At 42.9% G+C, this 20,893-nt stretch carries 16 protein-coding genes, 1 tRNA gene and 2 rRNA genes; 1 reads left to right on the top strand and 18 read right to left on the bottom strand.

The window, feature by feature from the left end; translation table 11 throughout:
* Positions 1-15: 15 nt before the first annotated feature.
* The 13 genes from I1A59_RS03755 to I1A59_RS03695 form a co-directional block, all read right to left on the bottom strand.
* Entirely contained in the window at positions 16-3,096 is a 3,081-nt protein-coding gene (locus tag I1A59_RS03755) for an SNF2-related protein (protein ID WP_196091478.1), read from the bottom strand.
* 48 nt (positions 3,097-3,144) lie between these two features.
* Positions 3,145-4,455 carry a ribosome biogenesis GTPase Der gene (der, locus tag I1A59_RS03750; protein ID WP_196091477.1) on the bottom strand — a complete coding sequence of 437 codons (1,311 nt, stop codon included), beginning with the start codon at positions 4,453-4,455 and terminating at the stop codon, positions 3,145-3,147.
* A 13-nt stretch (positions 4,456-4,468) separates the two neighbouring features.
* Entirely contained in the window at positions 4,469-5,362 is an 894-nt protein-coding gene (gene dnaI / locus I1A59_RS03745) for a primosomal protein DnaI (protein ID WP_196091476.1), read from the bottom strand.
* Positions 5,363-6,547 (bottom strand): hypothetical protein, encoded by a 1,185-nt coding sequence (locus I1A59_RS03740; protein WP_196091475.1) that lies wholly within the window; start codon positions 6,545-6,547, stop codon positions 5,363-5,365.
* A complete protein-coding gene (gene nrdR / locus I1A59_RS03735) occupies positions 6,534-7,007 on the bottom strand; it encodes a transcriptional regulator NrdR (RefSeq protein WP_196091474.1) in 474 nt (157 codons plus the stop codon). Before nrdR ends, I1A59_RS03740 begins: the two co-directional genes overlap by 14 nt.
* Before the next feature lie 231 nt (positions 7,008-7,238).
* Positions 7,239-8,081: an endonuclease/exonuclease/phosphatase family protein gene (locus I1A59_RS03730; RefSeq protein ID WP_196091473.1), complete on the bottom strand. Its 843-nt coding sequence runs from the start codon at positions 8,079-8,081 to the stop codon at positions 7,239-7,241.
* A 19-nt stretch (positions 8,082-8,100) separates the two neighbouring features.
* Positions 8,101-10,293, bottom strand: coding sequence for a PTS transporter subunit IIBC (locus I1A59_RS03725; RefSeq protein WP_196091472.1), 2,193 nt, complete (start codon positions 10,291-10,293; stop codon positions 8,101-8,103).
* A 137-nt stretch (positions 10,294-10,430) separates the two neighbouring features.
* Positions 10,431-11,129: a response regulator transcription factor gene (locus tag I1A59_RS03720; RefSeq protein ID WP_196091471.1), complete on the bottom strand. Its 699-nt coding sequence runs from the start codon at positions 11,127-11,129 to the stop codon at positions 10,431-10,433.
* A 9-nt stretch (positions 11,130-11,138) separates the two neighbouring features.
* Complete coding sequence (gene gndA / locus I1A59_RS03715) at positions 11,139-12,563, bottom strand: NADP-dependent phosphogluconate dehydrogenase (RefSeq protein ID WP_196091470.1); 1,425 nt, start codon at positions 12,561-12,563, stop codon at positions 11,139-11,141.
* A gap of 233 nt (positions 12,564-12,796) precedes the next feature.
* Positions 12,797-14,881, bottom strand: coding sequence for an ATP-dependent Clp protease ATP-binding subunit (locus I1A59_RS03710; RefSeq protein WP_196091469.1), 2,085 nt, complete (start codon positions 14,879-14,881; stop codon positions 12,797-12,799).
* A gap of 166 nt (positions 14,882-15,047) precedes the next feature.
* Positions 15,048-15,581, bottom strand: a complete 534-nt coding sequence (locus tag I1A59_RS03705; protein WP_196091468.1) for a YceD family protein — start codon at positions 15,579-15,581, stop codon at positions 15,048-15,050.
* 8 nt (positions 15,582-15,589) lie between these two features.
* Positions 15,590-16,492 carry a zinc metalloprotease HtpX gene (gene htpX / locus I1A59_RS03700; protein ID WP_196091467.1) on the bottom strand — a complete coding sequence of 301 codons (903 nt, stop codon included), beginning with the start codon at positions 16,490-16,492 and terminating at the stop codon, positions 15,590-15,592.
* A gap of 1 nt (position 16,493) precedes the next feature.
* Positions 16,494-17,057 (bottom strand): LemA family protein, encoded by a 564-nt coding sequence (locus tag I1A59_RS03695; RefSeq protein WP_196091466.1) that lies wholly within the window; start codon positions 17,055-17,057, stop codon positions 16,494-16,496.
* An 87-nt stretch (positions 17,058-17,144) separates the two neighbouring features.
* Between I1A59_RS03695 and rsmG the strand changes: the two genes are divergently transcribed.
* The gene (gene rsmG, locus I1A59_RS03690; RefSeq protein ID WP_196091465.1) at positions 17,145-17,858 is read left to right on the top strand and encodes a 16S rRNA (guanine(527)-N(7))-methyltransferase RsmG; all 714 of its coding nucleotides are present in this window, start codon (positions 17,145-17,147) and stop codon (positions 17,856-17,858) included.
* A 62-nt stretch (positions 17,859-17,920) separates the two neighbouring features.
* Here the strand turns inward: rsmG and I1A59_RS03685 are convergent, their stop codons facing one another.
* The 5 genes from I1A59_RS03685 to I1A59_RS03665 all read right to left on the bottom strand — a co-directional run.
* Positions 17,921-18,982, bottom strand: coding sequence for a serine hydrolase (locus tag I1A59_RS03685; RefSeq protein WP_196091464.1), 1,062 nt, complete (start codon positions 18,980-18,982; stop codon positions 17,921-17,923).
* A 113-nt stretch (positions 18,983-19,095) separates the two neighbouring features.
* Positions 19,096-20,079, bottom strand: coding sequence for a rhodanese-related sulfurtransferase (locus I1A59_RS03680; RefSeq protein WP_196091463.1), 984 nt, complete (start codon positions 20,077-20,079; stop codon positions 19,096-19,098).
* Between the two features lie 125 nt (positions 20,080-20,204).
* A tRNA-Asn gene (locus tag I1A59_RS03675) sits at positions 20,205-20,278 on the bottom strand.
* A gap of 9 nt (positions 20,279-20,287) precedes the next feature.
* A 5S ribosomal RNA gene (rrf, locus tag I1A59_RS03670) occupies positions 20,288-20,403 on the bottom strand.
* A 372-nt stretch (positions 20,404-20,775) separates the two neighbouring features.
* A 23S ribosomal RNA gene (locus tag I1A59_RS03665) occupies positions 20,776-20,893 on the bottom strand; the annotation flags it as partial.

Below are 20,893 nucleotides of genomic sequence, written 5' to 3'. Positions count from 1 at the left end.
TCTTCTCCCCAGCTTTTATGAAATTCCTAAAATTTCCTTGATTTCCTCCAAACTCATAGCCTCATTTGGACGCCCAGCATCCAAAATAGACCCAAGCAAGTTGCGTTTATTTTCTTGTAATTCAAAAATCTTTTCTTCGATGCTCCCCTTCGTAATAAATCGATACACTTGGACAGGATTCTGTTGCCCCATACGATGAGCTCGACCAATCGCCTGCTCCTCCACTGCAGGGTTCCACCATAAATCCAAAAGAAAAACCGTATCTGCCCCTGTCAAGTTAAGGCCAACACCACCTGCTTTTAAGGAAATTAGAATGCCATCCCCCTGCCCCTGATTAAAGGCATGACTAATCTCCTGCCTTTCCTGGGCTGGGGTTGATCCCTGAATAGTGTAGAAATTCAAACCCTGTTGCTCAATCAATTCTGCCACCAGGTCTAACATGCCTACGAATTGAGAAAAAATTAGCAGCCGCTGCCCACTTTCCTTGGCTCGGGCAACCATCTCCTTCAAGGCTTGCAACTTACCGCTTTTTCCTTGGTAATTTTCTAGGAACAAAGCTGGGCTATCACAGATTTGCCGTAGACGAGTTAGACCCGCCAAAAACTCAACTTTTCGCTTACGAAATTCCTGTTCAGACAAGCCCTCCAATTGTTCTTGCATTTGACTTAACTGAGCCAGATATAGAGTCTTTTGTTCCGGCAGCAATTCCGTTACGTAGACTCCTTCGCTCTTTTCTGGTAGCTCCTTCAAGATTTCTTGCTTATCTCGTCTCAAAATGAAGGGTCGAATTTGCTGCGCCACTGCTTCCACTGGCATCTTAAGTAAAGTCTTTTTTGCTGGTAAAAGTCCCGGTAAAACGAGATTAAAGATAGCACCAATTTCCTCAATTCGGTTTTCCACCGGAGTCCCCGATAAAGCAAAAATAGATTGGGCTTCTATCTGTTCTAAGCTAGCATGCACTTTGGTTCGTTGATTCTTCAGATACTGGGCTTCATCCAAAATTAAACTCTGAAATGACCGATTCTGGTAGGCGGTGACATCCTGGCGTAAACTCCCATAACTAGTTAGATAAATTTGGTGGTCTGATTCCAAGACCTGCAAACGCTCCTGTTTAGAGCCATAGATAAGGCCCACAGACAAGTGAGGAGCAAAGCGTTGAAACTCATCCTGCCAGTTGTAGAGAAGGCCAGAAGGAACCACCACCAAGGCTTTCTTCCCAGGTTCTAAGTGGAGAGCCAAAAAACAAATAGCTTGAATGGTTTTTCCCAGCCCCATGTCATCCGCTAGGATTCCACCGAATTCATAGTGTGCCAGCATCGAAAGCCATGCTACACCTACCTTTTGGTAATCCCGCAACTGCTCAAGAATAGGGTTCTGAGGGAGCGGATAACTAGCAGGGTTAGCTAAATGATTCAGTAATTCATCAAGTGCTTGGGAATAGGTAACAGTACCCTCCTGCAAAATGCTTTGCAAGCGTCCCAACAACTGCCGCTTAACCTGCACTTGCCCTGATTGCCAGTCCCACTGACTGCCCTCTAAGTCCACAAGCGCTTGCAGTTGCCTTCGGTCTTTCTGAGCCAGACCGACATACTTGCCAGCCTTGGTTTTAAAGAGACCTCCCTTAAGAAGAATTTCTACCGCTTCCTGAATTTCACTTTTATCAATTTCCTCCATAGAAAAATGCACTTGCAAGTAGCGGTGCCCCTCCTCAACAGTTATATTTAGTTCCATCTCTTGACGAATATTTCCAAAAGCTGGGGATAGAGTTACCCGAGCTACTTCTTGCAAGTGCGGTAAATGGAATTGGAAGAACTTCAAGAAATCCGCTTCTGAAAAGGGCAGACGACGCCCGACCATGGTCACAGGAAAGCCCGCTGCTCTCATAACTTCCTCAAAAGCCCTGTAATGGAGGGGGTCTAAAACAATTCCTGCTTCAGTCAATTGGTGTGCTTCCACATACTTCTTGCCTTCTACTTCATAGTAGTAGCGGCTATGCAGCCAACCTTTGGGATCCTTATCCAGGGTCAGATGAACTGTAAAGTCTTTTTCTTGTAGAGTTTTAGGAATAAGGACTTGAACAACCCCTTGATATTTTTTTCTAAAATAATATAAATCACTAATTTGTTGGCCATCCAAGAGCAATTCCTGCTGCCGATTTCGAATAGATAGAAAACGATCAAATAGTTCTTGATGAAAGAGGCCAACTTCATAAGGGACCTGGTAAAAACCACCTAGATAATAGAGTATTTGATGATCAAAGAGCGCTAAATGGGGTAAAACTTGGAAATCCAGCTTATAGCCTGCTGTTTGTACCTGAACGTCAATCTGATAAGGGCTCTCGACTTCTGACAAGGGTTTGGGTGCAAAATCCGTCAACCTACGCTCCTCTATCAAAATTTGGAAACCCTCTAGTTTTTGAAAAAAGGGAAGAGCTTGCTTAAGCAAGGGAAAGGGGAGATAGAGATAACGGCCATTTTTCTGATAAAAGAGGCTGCTAGCGTCTGGCTCAGCGTCCAGAGAGAGGAGAAAGTTGCAGAGAGCACGACTCGCGGGCTCCAATATCTCCCAACTCAAATCTAGCTTCAAGGCGCGATTGAGTCGGTAGCTGTCCCCGAATTCCAAGCGCTGAAGAAAATTAGGGATATCCCGCATGATATAGGCCTTAGATGCTCCATAGCGGACGCGCAATGTCCATGCCAAACGATCTCCTGTCCCCAAGAGACTCCCCTCCACTTCAAGTGATAGGTAGGCTTTAGAACTATCCTCTGAAAGAAAGTGCTTGAAAAATTGAGTCCCTTCAAAGGTATCCAGCTGGGAGAGCGGAACTGGGAGAGTTTTCTTTGTACTCTTTCTTAGTCCTTCCTCAGAATCAGCCTCCCGTAAATAGTTTTCAACTGCAGCAATGTGCGAGCAATACCCCTTATTTTCAAAATTTTGACAGCTACACTTATCTAGACTACCATCTTGAGAATAAACAACTTCCTCCTCTCCTACTAAAAATTCTCGAAGTCCATTTTGGTAACCAACAAAGCTAACAGCCCCCTGTTGATAAATCCGTTTTCCCTCCTGGCGTACACGGCCGGGTATCATGCGCATGGTTTCACCATCCTTTCTAGTCAAAAAGACCCGACTGGGTCTTTGACACTATTTCCGTTTTCGTGCTATCAAGTGAATGGGAGTTCCCTCAAAGACAAATGCCTTCCGAATTTGATTTTCTAAAAATCGCATATAAGAAAAATGCATCAGTTCTTCTTCATTCACGAAAATGACGAAGGTCGGAGGCTTAACAGCAACTTGAGTAGCATAGAAAATCTTCAACCGTTTACCTTTATCAGTTGGTGTAGGATTGACCGCAATCGCGTCCATGATGACATCATTGAGGACTGCACTTGGAATTCTTAAATTCTGATTCTGGCTGATTTCCTTAATCATGTCGGGTAATTTATGCAAACGTTGCTTTGTCAAAGCGGAAACAAAGATAATCGGAGCATAGGCCAAGTACTGGAATTGATCGCGAATATCTTCTTCCCAATTTTTCATGGTATGGTTGTCTTTCTCTAAGGTATCCCATTTATTGACTACGATAATAATCCCCTTACCAGCATCATGGGCAAAACCAGCAATGCGTTTGTCATATTCACGAATACCCTCCTCGGCATTTAAGACCATTAGTACCACGTCGGAGCGATCGATAGCTCGCATAGCTCGCATGACAGAGTATTTCTCAGTATTTTCATAAACTTTCCCTGACTTACGCATGCCGGCTGTGTCAATCATGGTGTATTCTTGACCCTGATTATCAACAAAGTGTGTATCTATGGCATCGCGCGTGGTACCAGCTACTGGGCTCGCAATAACCCGGTCTTCTCCTAAAATAGCATTAATGAGACTTGATTTCCCGACATTTGGTCGGCCGATTAAGCTAAAGCGAATAACATCCGATTCTTCTTCTGCATTCTCTGCAGGCAGATTCTCCACAATCGCATCCAACACATCACCAGTTCCGATTCCGTGAACACTGGAAACCGGGAAGAGTTCACCCAATCCAAGAGAATAGAAATCATAGATATCATTGCGCATTTCTGGGTTATCAACCTTGTTGACAACTAAAATCACCGGTTTTTCTGTTTTATAAAGCATTTTAGCTACATACTCATCAGCGTTGGTGATTCCTTCTTTACCTGAAACGACGAAAACAATGACATCTGCTTCATTCATGGCAATTTCAGCTTGATGTTTGATTTGTTCCATAAAAGGGGCATCGACATCATCGATTCCTCCAGTGTCAATGATACTGAAAGAACGATTGAGCCACTCAGCTTGGGCATAAATCCTATCTCGAGTAACTCCTTCAACATCTTCAACGATGGAGATCCGCTCTCCAGCAATTCGATTAAAAAGGGTCGATTTCCCAACATTCGGGCGACCTACGATTGCCACTGTTGCTACTGACATGTGTTCTCCTTTTCTAATTTCGCCGGTTTTGGCCCGGCACGTGTATTTCCTTGGCTAAAAAACGCATCCGTTCCATGATACGTGTGGCCTGCCAGGTCTCATCACCAGCTCTTCCCTGCGCCATCCGAACCTGAAGCTCATCAAAAGATAAGTTGGAGCTAAAGAAGGTTGGCAAGCGCTCTTGCATCCGGTGTTGGAGGATGATTTGTAACACTTCATCTCGCAACCAGGGTGTGAAAACCTCTGCGCCGATATCATCAATCATGAGAACAGGAACTCCCTTAACCTGATTGAGTTGCCGGTGATAAGTTTTTTCGTCAAAACCATTTTTCAAATCCAAGACAAAGGTTGGGAAGTGCAGAAGAGTCGTCTCCACTTCCTTGTGACGAGCCAAATCATTCGCTAAAGCCGCTAGCAGATAGGTTTTTCCAATACCAAAATCCCCATAAAGGTAAAAGCCTTTACTATCTTGGGGATAGTTTAGAAGGTATCGAGTCAATTCCTGAATGGTACCCCATCGATCATCAGGGTCAACATCTTGGAGACTAATTCCTCGAAGACTATTGGGGAGATTGAGAAGATGGACTCGATTCCGTATTTCTTTAGCCCTTTCAGCAGCAATTAGTTCAGTGGTTTCTTTGTAACTAACATCCGCATATCCTTGGTTCATGATCAGAATGGGTTGATACCCTTTCGAAAGATAGGATCCCTGACCACGTTGGTACAATTCGCGTTCGCTAATAAACTGACTAAAGTTTGAAATGGACCGTCTGATTTCCTCTGCGTTCAACTGATGCTCTTCAATAAAAGCTGCAACCTCTGGATCACGTACAATTTCATTGACCAAGCTTTGATAGTCAAAACGTGAAGATGTACGATTATTCATGGCATCATTTACTGGTTTCATCTAGATTCCCTCTCCATTCATTTGTTGGAAGAGCCTTTGGCGTTCTTCTTCACGCGCCTGCTTCTCTTCCGGAGTAGATTGGTCCACATAATCACGCTGACTCCATTTCGGGACATTGGTCTGGGTGACAGTCGACGCCTGTCTTCGTTTCGGTTGACTCGCCTTTTGTGGAGCAGTCCTAGCATACTCCTGCATATGTTGGTGGATTTGGTCTAGCGCAGCTTCTGCATTGACCACCCCCTGCTCTTCAAAATCTCCCGCAACTTTTAAGACATAATGCTCATTAATATGAAGACCTGTATTCCTGTTATAGGCTAACAGAAATAGCAGACTAATTACTTCATCTAAAAAACCACGATTTTGGAGACTGTGAATTAAATCGCGCTCCCTATCCGTCACTCGAGTTCCCCTCGTATCTTTAAGCTGGCTTAAGAAGCTGAGAGCTGATTGACTCTTACTCTCTTTAAGATAGAATGCTTCTTCCGGAGTCATTTTTGTTTTCTGCGTTGGCGCCTGTAACTTAGCCTCAATTCGTTTAACAGAAATTCTCCCTTGAACCTGGGTCTCTTCCGCCAAGAGGAAAAGTTCATTCCAATTCAGCTTGTAACGTCTCGCTAGAAGTTCCAAGTCAACCACATCTTTTTTACGATCTTGGTAACGTAACTGACTTTTTTCCATCCGCATTGCAAACATTTCTTGATCAAATTGATTGGTCTTGGGCTTGCGATGGATTTCCTCCTCTTGAACAAGTAAGCCATCAAAGAATTTCGCTAAATTGACCTCCTGCTTTTGTCCCAGTACTTTTTCGGGCAATAGCTCCTTGAGCGCAACTTCCCCTATTCTTTCTTCCAATAATGTGGAAAGGAGGTGGTCTTCTAAAAATTCTTTTCGATTCAGTGGGGGCAAAAGTTGAATCTGATACTGCTCTCCCTTATAAACCTCTGCTAGACGTAAGACTTGGAGAAGTTCCAGGGATTGAGTAAAAAGGGTAATGGGCATGCGAAGATGGTTGAGTACTTGACTGACTTGAATCGGTTGTGCTCCCCCATCCCAAAAAGCCAGTAAATAGTGATAGAGACTAAAAGCCTCTGGCCCCAAGATGGGATAGTAGCAAACCATAAGATTCCCCGAATCACCCTCAGGTGCTAATCCAGGACAATAGCGAAAGAAATCAATCGGTTTCACTTTCGTCTCCTTTCTGCCGGAATTGTCGTAACAACTCTTCCACTTCACTTAATTCATTAAAACGTTTATAAACACTAGCGAAGCGAAAATAGGTGATTGGATCCAGTTCCGAAAGTGCCTCCAGGACTCGACTCCCCACTTCATCTGACGTCACTTCTCCACTAGAAGAATTTCGCAAATTGATTTCAACATGTTTGACCAAATCCTTGATTTGGTCAGAGGTAACTGGCCGCTTTTCTGCGGACTGAAGAATCCCGTTATAGATTTTTGACGGTTCAAAATTCTCACGACGTCCGTCCTTCTTGATGACGACTAACGCCTTGGTTTCTATCCGTTCATATGTGGTATAACGGTGATGGCAGTTTTCACAGACACGTCTGCGGCGAATAGCCCCCCCATTTTCAACCTGCCGACTATCAATCACCTTGGTTGCATCATTTTGACACTCTGGACACCGCATACTCCACCTCCTACACATCAATACTTCATTATATCACACCCCTAGCCTGGGAAACAAAAATTGACCAAGGTCCTCGAATGAAATCTAATTCATGCCCCAAAAAAGGTTGGGAATCTGATCCCAACCTTACTATAAACTTTAGTGCTACATTCTGAGAATAGAATATCGTTCGCAAAGAAGTACGAACAGGCACTATTGAACAGATGTTTTTTTCAAAAATTACAAATCAAGTTAGCTTTGATTCCCTTTGCCAGGAGTTTTTATTCTTGCCCAGACTTCCAGACCGAAGTGATCACTGACAATTGGTCCATGGACGCCATCAAAAAGCACAACTGACCGGTCCACACTCCAATCCTGGGATAGGAAGGCAAAATCAATTCTCAAAGGCGGAGTTTTTGCTTCCCAGCCATCAATATGACCACCCATGGTGTAGTCCCCTCGAACTTCACTCGCGACCAAGTGACTATCTTGCAAATTTAAGGGACTCGCTAAAATGTGCGCGTGACCTTCTTGGCCAGCTGGGTTATTAAAATCTCCCATTAAAACTGCTGGATGGGATTGGTGAGACAATTCTGATTCTAATCGTGCCCACTCTGCCTGAAAACCTTTGTCCCACCAAGAGAGGTGTACACTGGCAACTTGAATTCGTTGTCCATCAACCTCCGTTTCAGCTAATAGAACTTGACGCCGACGATAGTCGCTTGGATCATCAATTTCAGAAACCAGAAGTTCCGTAGCTTTAAGCGGTTCTTTGGACAGGATTGCAACTCCTTCGTGGTAACGATCATAGCCAATATGATTATAAGCCCAACTCCAGTAATAGGTTAAACCAAATTTTTTCAGTTCTTTTACAAGAACATGAGCAAAATGATCGTCATGAATAGCAAGAAGTGGCTGAGCTACCACGTAGCCCGCCACTTCTTCCGCAGGGGAAGAGTTAATCTCCTGATTAACTTCTTGCAAACAAATGACATCATATTCCTCACGAACAATCTGCTGGACTAGATCTGCCAGTTTTTTCTCTGGCTCCTCTTCCATCCAAGAATGGGTGTTCAAGGTTAAGAATTTTGCCATTTTTTACCCTTTTCTATTCTTATAGGTCTACTGTCGCAACGGTTTCACCTTTAGCAGCTTGGCCAAGTTTTGTTACTTTGACGTTTTGAACAAAATCTTGATTTGTGAATACCACAATAGTGCTTGTTTCACGACCTGCCTCACGGATAGCATCCAAGTCAGCAGTTACCAGGCGATCACCACGTTCAACTTTTTGCCCCTCTGTAACATGTACTGTAAATGGCTTTCCTTCCAAACTTACAGTATCCAAACCAATGTGAATCAAGATTTCAAGGCCATCTTCAGTCAAAAGACCAAGTGCATGTTTGGTTGGGAAAATGCTAGTTACTGTTGCATTAACAGGTGCAAAGAACTCACCATTACTTGGCTCAACCGCAAATCCATCTCCCATCATCTTTTGAGAGAACACTGGATCAGAAACAGCTGCTAACTCAACAACTTCACCATCCGCCACACTAGCGATCTCAACAGATTTACCTTGAGGAGCAGAAGATTCTGCAGGTGCATCGTCAAAGACTGTCATAACTGTTTGAGGAATCACATCACCTGAATCCAAGAGGTCTTGGATATCAGATTTCAAGACGTCTGCTTTCGGACCGTAAATTGCTTGGACTCCAGAGTCTTTCATCACAAGCCCCATTGCCCCTTCTTTTTTCCATAAGTCCTCAGAACCAACTTTTTCTGGATCCTTAACAGTAACACGTAGACGAGTCATACATGCATCCACGTCGGAAATGTTGCTGGCACCACCAAGAAGATTAATAACATTAACTGCTTGAGACGGTGCTGCTACCTTACCATCACCTGAACCTGCTTCAGCTGAATCGGAAGCCATACCCTCTTCATAGTTCCCATTCCGTCCTGGTGTTGCATAGTTGAATTTACGAATCATAAAGTCTGCAATGAAGTACATTGCCAAACCAAAAAGTGCGGTTACCCAGATAAAGTTAAGAATATCCATGCCCAAACCGGCATTAATTGCAAGCGGGGTACGGGTCAAGAATTCGATACTACCGAAAGAGTGCATCCGTAAGTTAACAATATCTGCCATGCCAAAGGCAAGACCTTGAACCAAAGCGTATACGACATAAAGCGGCATAGCTACAAACATGAACATATACTCAACTGGCTCTGTTACCCCTGTTAGGAATACAGCCAAGGCAGTTGCGGTCAACATTCCTTTGTATTTCGCTTTTTTGTCAGCGTCAACATTTTTGTAAATTGCGAAAACGATACCCATCAAGATACCCATAGAACCAATCATTTGTCCCACTTTAAAACGAGCAGGTGTAATGGTTTCCAAAAGGGTATTGTAAGCTGCTGTATCTCCAGCAGATTTCAAGTTTGTCAAGTCAGTAACCCACGCTAACCACAATGGATCTTGACCAAATACAGTTTGACCTGCAGTTGCACCAGTCATGATTTCGTAAGTACCACCAAGAGCGGTGTAGTTGATAGGGATTGTCAACATATGGTGAAGACCAAATGGCAACAAGAGACGTTCCAAGGTTCCAAAGAGGAATGGTGCAATAAACGGTGCGTTCTCTTGAGAGTTGGCAATCCAAACACCAAACGCATTAATTCCTGATTGGATGATTGGCCATACAACAGCCAAGATAATCGCTACAATAACGGAACGTAGGATAACAACAAATGGTACAAACCGTTTTCCGTTAAAGAAGGAAAGAGCATCAGGAAGTTTACGGTAATTATAGTATTTATTATAGGCTGTTGCCCCTACAAAACCGGCGATAATCCCGACAAATACCCCCATGTTCAAAGCAGGTGCTTCCAAGACACTCACAAAGTAGTCTGATACTTTAATGGTTGAACCCAGGAGAGTTTGGACAGTCGCATCCGGATCAGCTAGCAAGGCACTGTTTACTCCCAAGATTACCCCTGTCAAGCGGTTCAAGAGAATGAAGGACAAACCAGCAGCAAAGGCACCACCAGCCCGCTCTTTAGCCCAGCTTCCACCGATTGCTAGGGCAAAGAGAATATGTAGGTTCCCGATAACTCCCCAACCAATTTGTTCTAGTACGCTACCAATCATGACCAAGGCCGCTACATCAGGCCCCAACATCGGAATGGACTTCCCGATTGAGATCATCAAACCAGCGGCTGGCATTACAGCAATAACCACCATCAGAGCTTTACCGAATTTTTGCCAGAATTCAAAGCTCGTTAGATTTTTGAATGTATCTTTCATCATTCATCTCCTCATTTATTTAATAGCTTCACGATAGGCAATCGTTTGACTTACAAGTACATTATACAGCATTCCGATTTTTTTGTAAAGGTTTTCAAAAGTTTTTGTTTAAAAAAGGTTGAAGCTCACACTCCAACCTTTTAAACAGTTAAATCTCTCATTTTGTAGCCAACCCCACGGACAGTCTCAATATAGCTAGCCTGCCCCTCGATATCAATTTTGCCTCGTAGGTAGCGAATGTATACATCCACGATATTGGTCCCCCCTGGATTTTCATACTTCCAGACACGCTCGAGTAACTCCTCTCGCGTAAGAGCTTTAGGACTACTCATCAGCGCAATCAAGAGATCATACTCTCGTCGGGTCAGAGCTAACTGCTCCCCCTTGCGGAAAACCATGTGATTTGCTATGTCCACCTCCAATTGGTGGTGTTTTGCTACTTTTTTAATTTGCCCACAATGTTGATTGATGTAATCCCGCCCTCTAAATATGGAAGCAATCTGCTCTAGCAGAATCGGAGCTACAAAAGGCTTCACTGCGACAAGGACGGTATACTGATGAATCACATCCTGTTGAGTCTTGAGGTCCTCAGGACTAGCCAGAGCAATGATGACCGCTGAGGGTTTTACTTGGGCCAATTGTTCTAAAAAGGAACGATTGGCATCAAATCCAGCTTGCAAGTCAAAGAGAAGGAGCTCCAGATCTCGGCTCGCAGCAAGTCTCAAAGCCTCCTGATGCTCTGTCTCCCAGAGGACTTCATACCCTGCGGACTCCAACTCAAGGGTGAGGAAACGAGCCAAATGGCTATCTTGTTCAATGATTAAAATACGTTTCCCCATCTCAACTCCTTATTCTTCAGAATACCATGAGTAGTGATAAATACCTTCTTTATCCTTACGTTCATATGTATGGGCTCCGAAGTAATCTCGTTGCGCTTGGATAAGGTTGGCAGGCAAATCAGCTGAACGATAGCTATCATAGTAGTTAATCGCACTTGCAAATGTTGGAACTGGCACACCATGTTGGATGGCCAAGGCTACCACTTCTCGCACAGCTGCCTGGTAATCTGCTGTAATTTGACGGAAATAGTCATTCAAGAGTAGGTTTGGTAAATCCGCATCTTCCTTGTAGGCATCTGTAATCTTTTGCAAGAAACGGGCACGAATAATACAACCTGCACGCCAAATAGATGCAATCTCACCAAATGGTAGATCCCATCCTTCTTCTTTACTTGCCACGCGCAATTGTGCAAATCCTTGTGCATAAGACATAATTTTAGAGAAGTAAAGGGCCTTACGGATTTTTTCAATCAACTCAGCCCTATCTCCTTCGTAGGCTGCTACACTTGGACCTGCCAAAATCTTACTTGCTTCCACACGCTCCTCTTTATAAGTAGAGATGTAACGAGCAAATACAGATTCAGTAATCAAGGGTAATGGAACACCTAAATCTAAAGCTGATTGGCTTGTCCATTTACCAGTTCCTTTGTTTCCTGCTGCATCCAAGATGTAATCCACAATCGGTCCGTCTTGACCTTGGTCATCCTTACGGCGCAGGATATCTGATGTAATTTCAATCAAGTAGGAATCCAATTCTCCTTGGTTCCACTCGGTAAAGATATCTGCCATCTCCTCAGCAGATAGTCCTAAAAGACCTTTCATCAAGTCGTAGCTTTCTGCAATCAATTGCATATCGCCATACTCAATTCCATTATGAACCATTTTTACATAGTGACCAGCTCCATTTGGGCCAATGTAGGTCACACATGGGGCTCCATCTTCTGGAGCTTTAGCTGAAATTTCTTCCAAGACATCTGCTACCAGTTCATAAGCCTCTTTTTGTCCGCCAGGCATGATTGAAGGTCCTTCTAAAGCCCCTTTCTCACCACCGGAAACCCCAGTTCCGATGAAGTTAATACCTGAATCCGCCAATTCTTCATTGCGACGAATCGTGTCCTTGTAGAAGGTGTTTCCGCCATCAATCAAGATATCTCCCTTATCCAAGTATGGAAGCAAAGCTTGGATGGTTGCATCTGTCCCTTTACCTGCTTGGACCATCAACATGATGCGACGAGGTTTTTCAATCGATGCCACAAATGATTCCACATCATAGCTAGGCACAAAATTTTTATCGGGATGGGAAGCAATCACATCCTCTGTTTTTTCTTTACTGCGATTATAAATAGCTACCTTATAGCCACGTGACTCGATATTGAGCGCAAGATTCCGCCCCATAACGGCCATACCAACAACACCAAAATTTGCTTTTGACATGAGTCTCTCCTTATACTATTTGATTCCATTATACCACCTATAAAATTCTTCTGCAATTTTTCGGAAACTCTGGTACCCACTTCCCATTTTTCGCAAACCCTGGTATCCACTTCGCATACTCTACTGTAGCAATCCAATTGTTAAAAGAATTCTCTTTGGCTGGAATTAATATTCTTTCTGAAAACGAAGTGAGATCCTTAAAAAGAGGTTGGCACTCATCCAACCTCTCTAGTTTAAGCTGCTTGCTCTTTTGCTTGAATTATAATTTGACCATCCACAACCTCAGCTAGTAGATCTTTGGCATCTAAATGGTCGAGGTAGAAGTCGGTGACTTTATCTCGAATTTCTTGTTCAATCACGCGGCGTAGGGGACGTGCTCCCATAGCAGGATCGTAGCCCTTTTCAATCAAAATTTCTTTAACGGGTGCGGTCACATCCAGATGAATTTCTTTTTTATCTAACGTTTTCTGAACATCGCCCAGCATTAATTCTACGATTTGAGCCAAATCGGATTTTTCCAAATGACGGAATTCGATGACTGCATTAAAGCGATTAAGGAATTCTGGCCGGAAGTAAGGAGCCAATTTCTCCATCAATTCCCCGGAATCATCGAGGGAACCATGTCCAAAACCTGCATTTGATGTTGCAATAATCACTGTATTCTTAAAATTAACGCGATTACCTTGGCCGTCTGTTAAGTGACCATCATCCAAGACTTGCAACAGCAAAGTTAAAACTTGTGGATCCGCTTTTTCAATTTCATCAAAAAGGAGAATGGAGTACGGGTTTCTGCGGACTTGTTCGGTTAAGGTATTGCCATTATCCTCATAGCCAACGTAACCTGCAGTGGTTCCAATTAATTTCGAAACTGCTGTTTTATCCGCATATTCAGACATATCCAAGCGAATCACAGCATCCTTATTACCAAAAAGTTCCATAGACAATTGCTTAGCCAATTCTGTTTTTCCAACCCCAGTCGGTCCTACAAAGAGGAAGCTACCAATGGGGCGGTTGCCATCGTCAAACCCAGCTCGGTTGCGCCGGATAGCTCGCGCCACCATTTCCACAGCTTGATTTTGACCAATCACCTGGCTTTCCAATCGCTCTTTCAATCCTTTCAAGCGTTCAATATCGTTTTCACCCATTTGCGCGACTGGGATTCCGGTCAAACGTTCGATAGATTCAGCTACATCATTCACGCTTGCTTCCATTTGTTTACTTGCGCGTTGCTGGCTGATTTGCTCTTCCAATTCTTGGATTCGAACCTTGTGCTTAAGGGCTGTTTCATAATCTTGTTGTTCAGCCGCTGTTTCTTGTCGAGCCTTTTCCAATTGGATTTCTTTCTCCACTTCGAAGACATCGACTTCAGAATGCTGGGCTGCCAAGTGAGCTGCCGTGATATCCAAAAGATCAATGGCCTTATCCGGTAAGCTCCGTTGCGGCATATATTGAACGGAAAAATCAACCGCTGCTTGAAGTACCGCATCCGGCAATAACACATTGTGGTGTTCTTCATAGAGTGACCGTAAGCCTTTTAGAATTTCGAAAGTTGCATCTGCAGACGGCGCCTTGACTTTCACCTCATTAAACCGCCTTGCAAGAGCCGCACTCTTCAAAATTGTATTGCGATATTCATCTTCTGTTGTTGCCCCAATTACTGTCAATTCACTTCGTGAAAGAGCTGGTTTCAAGATATCTGCCAATCCTTTAGAACCTGAATCTCCACCAGTACTTCCAGCTCCAAGAATTTGATGAATTTCATCAAAGAAGAGGAGAATATTTCCAGCAGCTTGTACTTCCTCTATTAATTTCTGAATGGTTTCCTCAAAACTTCCTCTGTACTGGGTCCCAGCTTCAAGGTTAGCAATGTCTATGGAAATAATTTCCTTATCTTTAATCGCAGCTGGTACATCCCCTTTCACAATTGCTTGCGCTAGACCTTCGACAATAGCCGTTTTCCCAACACCTGCATCCCCTACCAAAATTGGGTTATTCTTGATCCTACGAGCCAGAATTTCAGCGGTTTCTTGAATTTCCTTTTCCCGACCAAGAACTGGATCTAGGTTTCCTTGACGCGCTTCAGCTGTTAAATTCCGTCCCAACTTAGCCAAGATCCCTTGTCCAGTTGCCTCAACTGGTGTTGCTGCTGGTCGAACAGTTTGACCAGACTGTGTTTGATAAGCCGCAAATTGCTCGGGTGTCACTTCTTGGCCATTAATTCTGTAACGGCGAGTTTCTCTTTGAAAACCTTGACCTCCCATCAAGCGGTTCATCAAATCGTCCATTTGGTTAAAATAATCATCATTTCTATAATTCATGGTTTTACCTCTTTTAGTTTTCTTATTGTTAGTCAGCAGATCTTTGACCAACACTTACTATTTGACCTTTACTGACTATAATTATTTTAACAGTTCTGTAATATATTGTCAACGAATTGTTACGTTTTTTTACAAAAAAAATGGAGGCATTCGCCTCCAAATAATCTTACTCTTCTGTAAATAGGTCTTTAAGCGACGCAAAAGGATTACTTTCTTCTTTCGCGGCCGCTTGCTGCTGCGCAAAATCTTCTTCCGTTAAAACCTGCCAAGAATTACCAGTAGGCATTGTGTCCTCATCTGCCTCTTCTGGCGTCAGAACCTTGAGAGGAATCTCCAAAAGAATATTGTCTGCCACACTGTCTTGCAAGCTAATTCCATCTCCCTCAATCGGTAGGAGGAAGAGACTCTCTTCTTCACTTAGTGATGCGGCATCCGCCGCATCTCCAAAGACTTCAGATACAGGAAAATTTTCCTTGAGAGACACGGGTTCTAAACTGCGACTGGAAGCTAAAGTAATGTCATAGGAAAGGTTGTAAGTTAAAAAATAGAGGCCATCCTCATAGACTACCTGACCTATAGCTTTGACATTCTGCAGATCCAGAATCTCAGGATTGCGTTCCTGGAGATCGGCTAGCAGACTTAGTTCTTGATCAAAGGCAATGCCCTCGGGTTTACGACGAATTTCTTGTAAATGGAACATGATTCTCCTTACATTTCTTCCAGACGAGCAATCCGTTCTGGAATTGGTGGGTGGGTATAGAATAATTTTTGAAGACTTCCAGCTTTTCGAGGCTCATTGATGTAGAGGGCAGCACTTGCGTCATCAACAGTCCGCTTACTTGCAGGTCCCCCTTCTAATTTTTCCAAAGCGGAAATCATTCCTTTGGGGTTTCGAGTTAACTCAACACTGGAAGCATCCGCCAAAAATTCGCGTTGGCGGGAAATGGCCAACTGTACCAAAGTCGCTGCGAGCGGGGCTAACACAATCGCCAAAAGTGATAAAAGCAAGAAGATAATATTGGCTGCGCCTTGTTGATTCTCATCAGAATTGGAGCGACGGCGCCCTCCCATACTATACCAAAGGTTACGACCCGCTATATTCGAGAGCATAGTCACAGCACTGGTTAAGGCCACAGCAATGGTCGAGATGCGAATGTCATAGTTGCGAATATGACTCACTTCGTGTCCCATGACCGCCTCTAGCTCTTGCCGGTTCATCATATCCAGCAGACCAGTTGTGGCAGCCACAGCCGCATTTTTAGGATTGGAGCCAGTCGCAAAAGCATTTGGAGATGGATCTTGTACCACATAAACACGGGGCATAGGAATCTGAGCTACCATAGCCATATCCTCGACAATATGATAGTAATCAGGATAATCTTTTTCTTTGATTTCCTGAGCTCCGTTCATGTACATCACCATTTCCGTAGCTTGGAAAATCATGCTTAGGGCATAAATCCCTCCAATAATGAAGGCCGTCAACACCCCACCCCAGACATTGCCCAACCAAAGATAACCAACTGCAGCTCCAATCAAGGCTAGAAGGAGGAAAAAGACAAAGAGCAACACCCATGTACGCCTTTTATTACTTGCAATCTGGTCAAATAACATCTTAGTCTCCTAGCCCATTTGCCCCAAAATCAATCTTTGGAACAGCTTTCTCTTCTTCCGGAATTTGAAGAAATTCCTCAGGTTGAAAATGGAAGAAATTTGCAATCAAGTTTGTTGGGACTGTTTCCAACTTGGTGTTGTACTTAGCCGTAACACTATTATAGAGTTGACGAGAATAGGCAATCTTGTTTTCTGTATTCGTCAACTCTTCTTGGAGTTGTAAATAATTGCTATTAGCCTTCAAATCGGGGTAGTTTTCAGCAATCGCGAACACACCTGAAACGTGACGACTCAAAGCATCACTAGCGGCCATAGCTTCTGCTGGACTAGCAGCTTGCTGAACCTGGGTGCGGAGGCTCGTGATTTTATCCAAGGTAGACTGCTCGTACTTCCCATAGCCTTTCACCGTTTCAATCAAATTAGGAATCAAATCATTCCGACGCTTCAATTGTACATCTATCTGACTCCAGGCTTCCTGTGTTTGCATCCGAGAACGAATCAAACCATTATAGGAAGCAACTCCAAATACGATTAGAATCAAAATAATACCAAGTAAAATCCACATTCCATACATCCTTCCTTTCGTAAAACTAGTACTAGTATATCAAAATTAGCTTAGATTGTGTTAGAATAAAGGGAAAAGGGAGGGTTTATGAAACCAGAAATATTCTATCAAAAACTTGAAGAACAGGGCTTTCCTCTAAGCCAAAAACAAAAACAGCAATTCGAAACTTACTATGAGCTACTCGTTGAATGGAATCAAAAAATAAATCTCACAGCCATCACGGACAAGGAAGAAGTCTATCTCAAGCACTTCTATGATTCCTTGGCCCCAGTCTTCCTTGGACACATCACAAATCAATCACTCCAACTACTAGATATCGGGGCGGGAGCAGGTTTTCCAAGCCTCCCCATAAAGATTCTCTTGCCTGAAATCGAAGTCACAATTATCGACTCTCTAAACAAACGCATCCAGTACCTTCAGCTACTGTCTGAAAAATTGGAATTGGATAAGGTGCGCTTCATCCATGGACGCGCAGAGGATCTCGGACAGAACAAAGATTACCGAGCCACCTTTAACCGAGTTACAGCTCGAGCTGTTGCCCGCTTGCCTATTCTCCTTGAACTAACTATACCCTTCCTCAAACTAAACGGGCAACTTCTAGCCCTCAAGGCTAGTGATGCAGCTGAGGAAATCGAAGAAGCTAAGAATGCATCCAGTATTCTCTTTACCAAGCTTATCAGCACAGAGAACTATCAACTTCCTAACGGGGATCCTCGTGCCTTGACTATCTTAGAAAAACGCAAAGAAACACCCAATAAATATCCACGAAAAGCGGGGATCCCTGCAAAACGGCCATTATAAAAAATAAAAAGACAGAAATTGGATTTTTTTCTGTCTTTTTTTCGAATAAAAAATTGAAAGCCTTAGGGATTCATATTCACACGGTGCCACTCATTAATAACATAGGCTAATTGGCTAACTTGGTAAAGACCTACTGGATTCACTTCGGTTGAAGCGACTGTGCTTCCACCCAAGCCTGCTGTGTACAAGGCAACAAGATAAGGTGTTTCCTCATAAACCACTGCATTAACATTTAAAGCTTCATTGACGTAACCCGGTTTCTGATCAATCTTCAAACCAGGTAGTAATCCCTTATAATATTCTCCAGGGAAGGACTCACCCGTTAACCGTAATATTTCTGCGTACTTTTTCTGATTTTTCCAGAGATAATCAAGTACTTGAATAAAGTAATCCGTTGTTGTTTTGTTTTCAGTCGAAATCGTTTTAATTTCACCTTTGGATGTCCCGTAACGGTCATACATGGTGTAAACCTTGTCCATACCACCTAAACGATCTGCTAACGCGTAAGCCGGCGTATTCTCAGAATAAACTAATGAATAAACCTGCATATCTGGAATCGTCATCGCACCTCCAAAAGCAGCTACATAATTATCGTGCTCTCCTTGGTATTCATACTGAGTATTAGTGATATCAAATTCCTCTTCCAAACTGAGATTGCCCTTGTCAACTTCATCTACAACAAGCATATTAAGCGGCAATTTATAAGTGGAGCCAGCTGTCATAGCTTGCGTATCATTAAAAGCAAATGTTTCATTAGATTTTGTATTTTTATAACTGAATGCCACTTGTGAATAGTCAATACCATACTCATCCATATATGCCTTTACAACATCTTCTAGCGACAGGTTGGCATAATCATAGTAAAGACCGTAACTATTCATGGTAGCAACATCTTCTTCCATAACGCGTTGCTTATCAGATTGGCTCTTGTTTGTCGGTCTAACGACATCTTCCTTAGGCTCTTCCTCTTTCTTTTCTTCAGCCTTTTGACCAGTAATTTGCTTCACCATTTCTGAAAATGGATTGGCATTTGAATTTGTACTAGCAAAAAAGACAGCGGCAATAAAGGCAACAGAGGCAAGCGCAACTAGAGATCCAACAATCCACTTAATGTTCTTTTTCATAATTCCTCACTTTGTATATTTTCAACTCACTTATTATAAAATATAAAAAAGCAAAAAACAATAGAAAAGAAAAAGTTCGAGTAGAAAAACTCGAACTTATTTCAAAACAAGTTTTAAGCCATAACAGGATCTAATATTTCTCCAATAGCTGCTAAACGCTCAATAACTTCGGCCTCAGTTAATCCGTTTTCAGAAACATAACGGTTGCGAGGATGAACGCGGCACTCATGGCTACAACCTCGAAGATATTTATCTTCATTTTCCACTGAAGTTAAAATGCGACGGTTACAGAAAGGATTTCCGCAGTTTACATACCGTTCGCATGGGGTTCCATCAAACCAATCTTTACCAACGACCACTGGATCCACATGGTTGATATCAACCGCTATACGCTCATCAAACACATACATTTTTCCATCCCAGAGCTCTCCTTGAACTTCTGGATCTTTACCATAAGTTGCAATTCCACCGTGTAATTGGCCTACATCTTTATATCCTTCACGGACCATCCAACCTGAGAACTTCTCACAGCGAACCCCACCTGTACAGTAAACCACGACACGCTTATCCATAAATTCCTCTTTGTGATCCCGTACCCATTGTGGCAATTCACGGAAATTACGAATATCAGGACGAATCGCACCACGGAAGTGGCCTAAATCATATTCATAATCATTCCGTGTATCGAGTACAACTGTATCTTCATCCAAAAGAGCTTCTTTAAATTCTTTTGGTGAAAGATAAGCACCTGTTGTTTCAAGTGGGTTAATATCTGTATCAAAATCGTTATCTTCTAGACCAAGATGAACAATTTCTTTCTTATAGCGAACAAACATCTTTTTAAAGGCTTGTTCTTCTTCCAAGTCAATTTTAAACCAGAGATCCTCCATCCCTGGAAGTGAGTGAACATAATCCATGTACTTCTGAGTTGTTTCAAAGTCACCAGATACAGTACCATTAATCCCCTCATCTGCTACCAAAATCCGCCCTTTGAGACCAATGGATTTACAGAATGCCAAATGGTCTTTGGTGAATTGTTCCGCATTTTCAATTGGAACATACTTGTAATACAATAGAACACGAATATCTTTTGCCATAAGATTTCATTCTCCTTTTAAACGATCATTTGAATTTAAAATTCAATTCATTATAACTTGAAATAGAAGAAAACCCAAGAATTTTAGCTTAAAAACAAGAAAAAAAGACCTCTAGAGGTCAGGAACTCCGCCAGTAGGACTCGAACCTACGACATCATGATTAACAGTCATGCGCTACTACCAACTGAGCTATGGCGGATAAGAAAAAGCTAAGCGACTACCATATCTCACAGGGGGCAACCCCCAACTACTTCAGGCGTTCTAGGGCTTAACTGCTGTGTTCGGCATGGGAACAGGTGTATCTCCTAGGCTATCGTCACTTAACAAATTTTCTAGCTTTTTCCTCGTTGACGGCGTCATCTGCGTCTCGGTAATCCTTAGATTGACCTCGACTGGATTCCTTGTCACCAAGAAAAAATCTTATAAAATTACATTGTCACTCTACAAGCTAGAGTAGACAGAGTGTTAAGAACACTCAAAATTGAATATCTATACAGGATATTAAAGCCGTCCAGCTTGCTGGCGCTTCAAAGGAAAAATAGGAAATCAGACGAAGTGTCTTTAGACACTAGGATGATTTATCTTTTTTCCACAGAAGCGAGGCTGTATTCGACTCTATCATCAGAAAGTCCCAAGTTTAACCTCAACTCGCATCTGAGTTCGTCATTCTTAACGTTTCCGTTACTTAGTTTGACTTCGGATAAGTCTTCGAGCTATTAGTATTAGTCCGCTACATTGCTCACACAACTTCCACTCCTAACCTATCTACCTGATCATCTCTCAGGGCTCTTATTCATTGCTGATGGGAAATCTC

The organism is Streptococcus sp. NLN76, from assembly GCF_015686645.1.
GTDB lineage: Bacteria > Bacillota > Bacilli > Lactobacillales > Streptococcaceae > Streptococcus.
This window is presented reverse-complemented; position numbering and strand designations above follow the sequence as displayed.

What these genes read in the sequence shown, in the direction of transcription:
- I1A59_RS03695 (WP_196091466.1), bottom strand. Translation starts at nt 17,057, where the DNA reads ATGTGGATTTTACTTGGTATTATTTTGATTCTAATCGTATTTGGAGTT.
- der (WP_196091477.1), bottom strand. Translation starts at nt 4,455, where the DNA reads ATGTCAGTAGCAACAGTGGCAATCGTAGGTCGCCCGAATGTTGGGAAA.
- I1A59_RS03720 (WP_196091471.1), bottom strand. Translation starts at nt 11,129, where the DNA reads ATGGGGAAACGTATTTTAATCATTGAACAAGATAGCCATTTGGCTCGT.
- I1A59_RS03725 (WP_196091472.1), bottom strand. Translation starts at nt 10,293, where the DNA reads ATGATGAAAGATACATTCAAAAATCTAACGAGCTTTGAATTCTGGCAA.
- rsmG (WP_196091465.1), top strand. Translation starts at nt 17,145, where the DNA reads ATGAAACCAGAAATATTCTATCAAAAACTTGAAGAACAGGGCTTTCCT.
- I1A59_RS03710 (WP_196091469.1), bottom strand. Translation starts at nt 14,881, where the DNA reads ATGAATTATAGAAATGATGATTATTTTAACCAAATGGACGATTTGATG.
- nrdR (WP_196091474.1), bottom strand. Translation starts at nt 7,007, where the DNA reads ATGCGGTGTCCAGAGTGTCAAAATGATGCAACCAAGGTGATTGATAGT.
- dnaI (WP_196091476.1), bottom strand. Translation starts at nt 5,362, where the DNA reads ATGAAACCAGTAAATGATGCCATGAATAATCGTACATCTTCACGTTTT.
- I1A59_RS03685 (WP_196091464.1), bottom strand. Translation starts at nt 18,982, where the DNA reads ATGAAAAAGAACATTAAGTGGATTGTTGGATCTCTAGTTGCGCTTGCC.
- I1A59_RS03680 (WP_196091463.1), bottom strand. Translation starts at nt 20,079, where the DNA reads ATGGCAAAAGATATTCGTGTTCTATTGTATTACAAGTATGTTCCAATT.
- I1A59_RS03730 (WP_196091473.1), bottom strand. Translation starts at nt 8,081, where the DNA reads ATGGCAAAATTCTTAACCTTGAACACCCATTCTTGGATGGAAGAGGAG.
- I1A59_RS03755 (WP_196091478.1), bottom strand. Translation starts at nt 3,096, where the DNA reads ATGCGCATGATACCCGGCCGTGTACGCCAGGAGGGAAAACGGATTTAT.
- gndA (WP_196091470.1), bottom strand. Translation starts at nt 12,563, where the DNA reads ATGTCAAAAGCAAATTTTGGTGTTGTTGGTATGGCCGTTATGGGGCGG.
- I1A59_RS03705 (WP_196091468.1), bottom strand. Translation starts at nt 15,581, where the DNA reads ATGTTCCATTTACAAGAAATTCGTCGTAAACCCGAGGGCATTGCCTTT.
- htpX (WP_196091467.1), bottom strand. Translation starts at nt 16,492, where the DNA reads ATGTTATTTGACCAGATTGCAAGTAATAAAAGGCGTACATGGGTGTTG.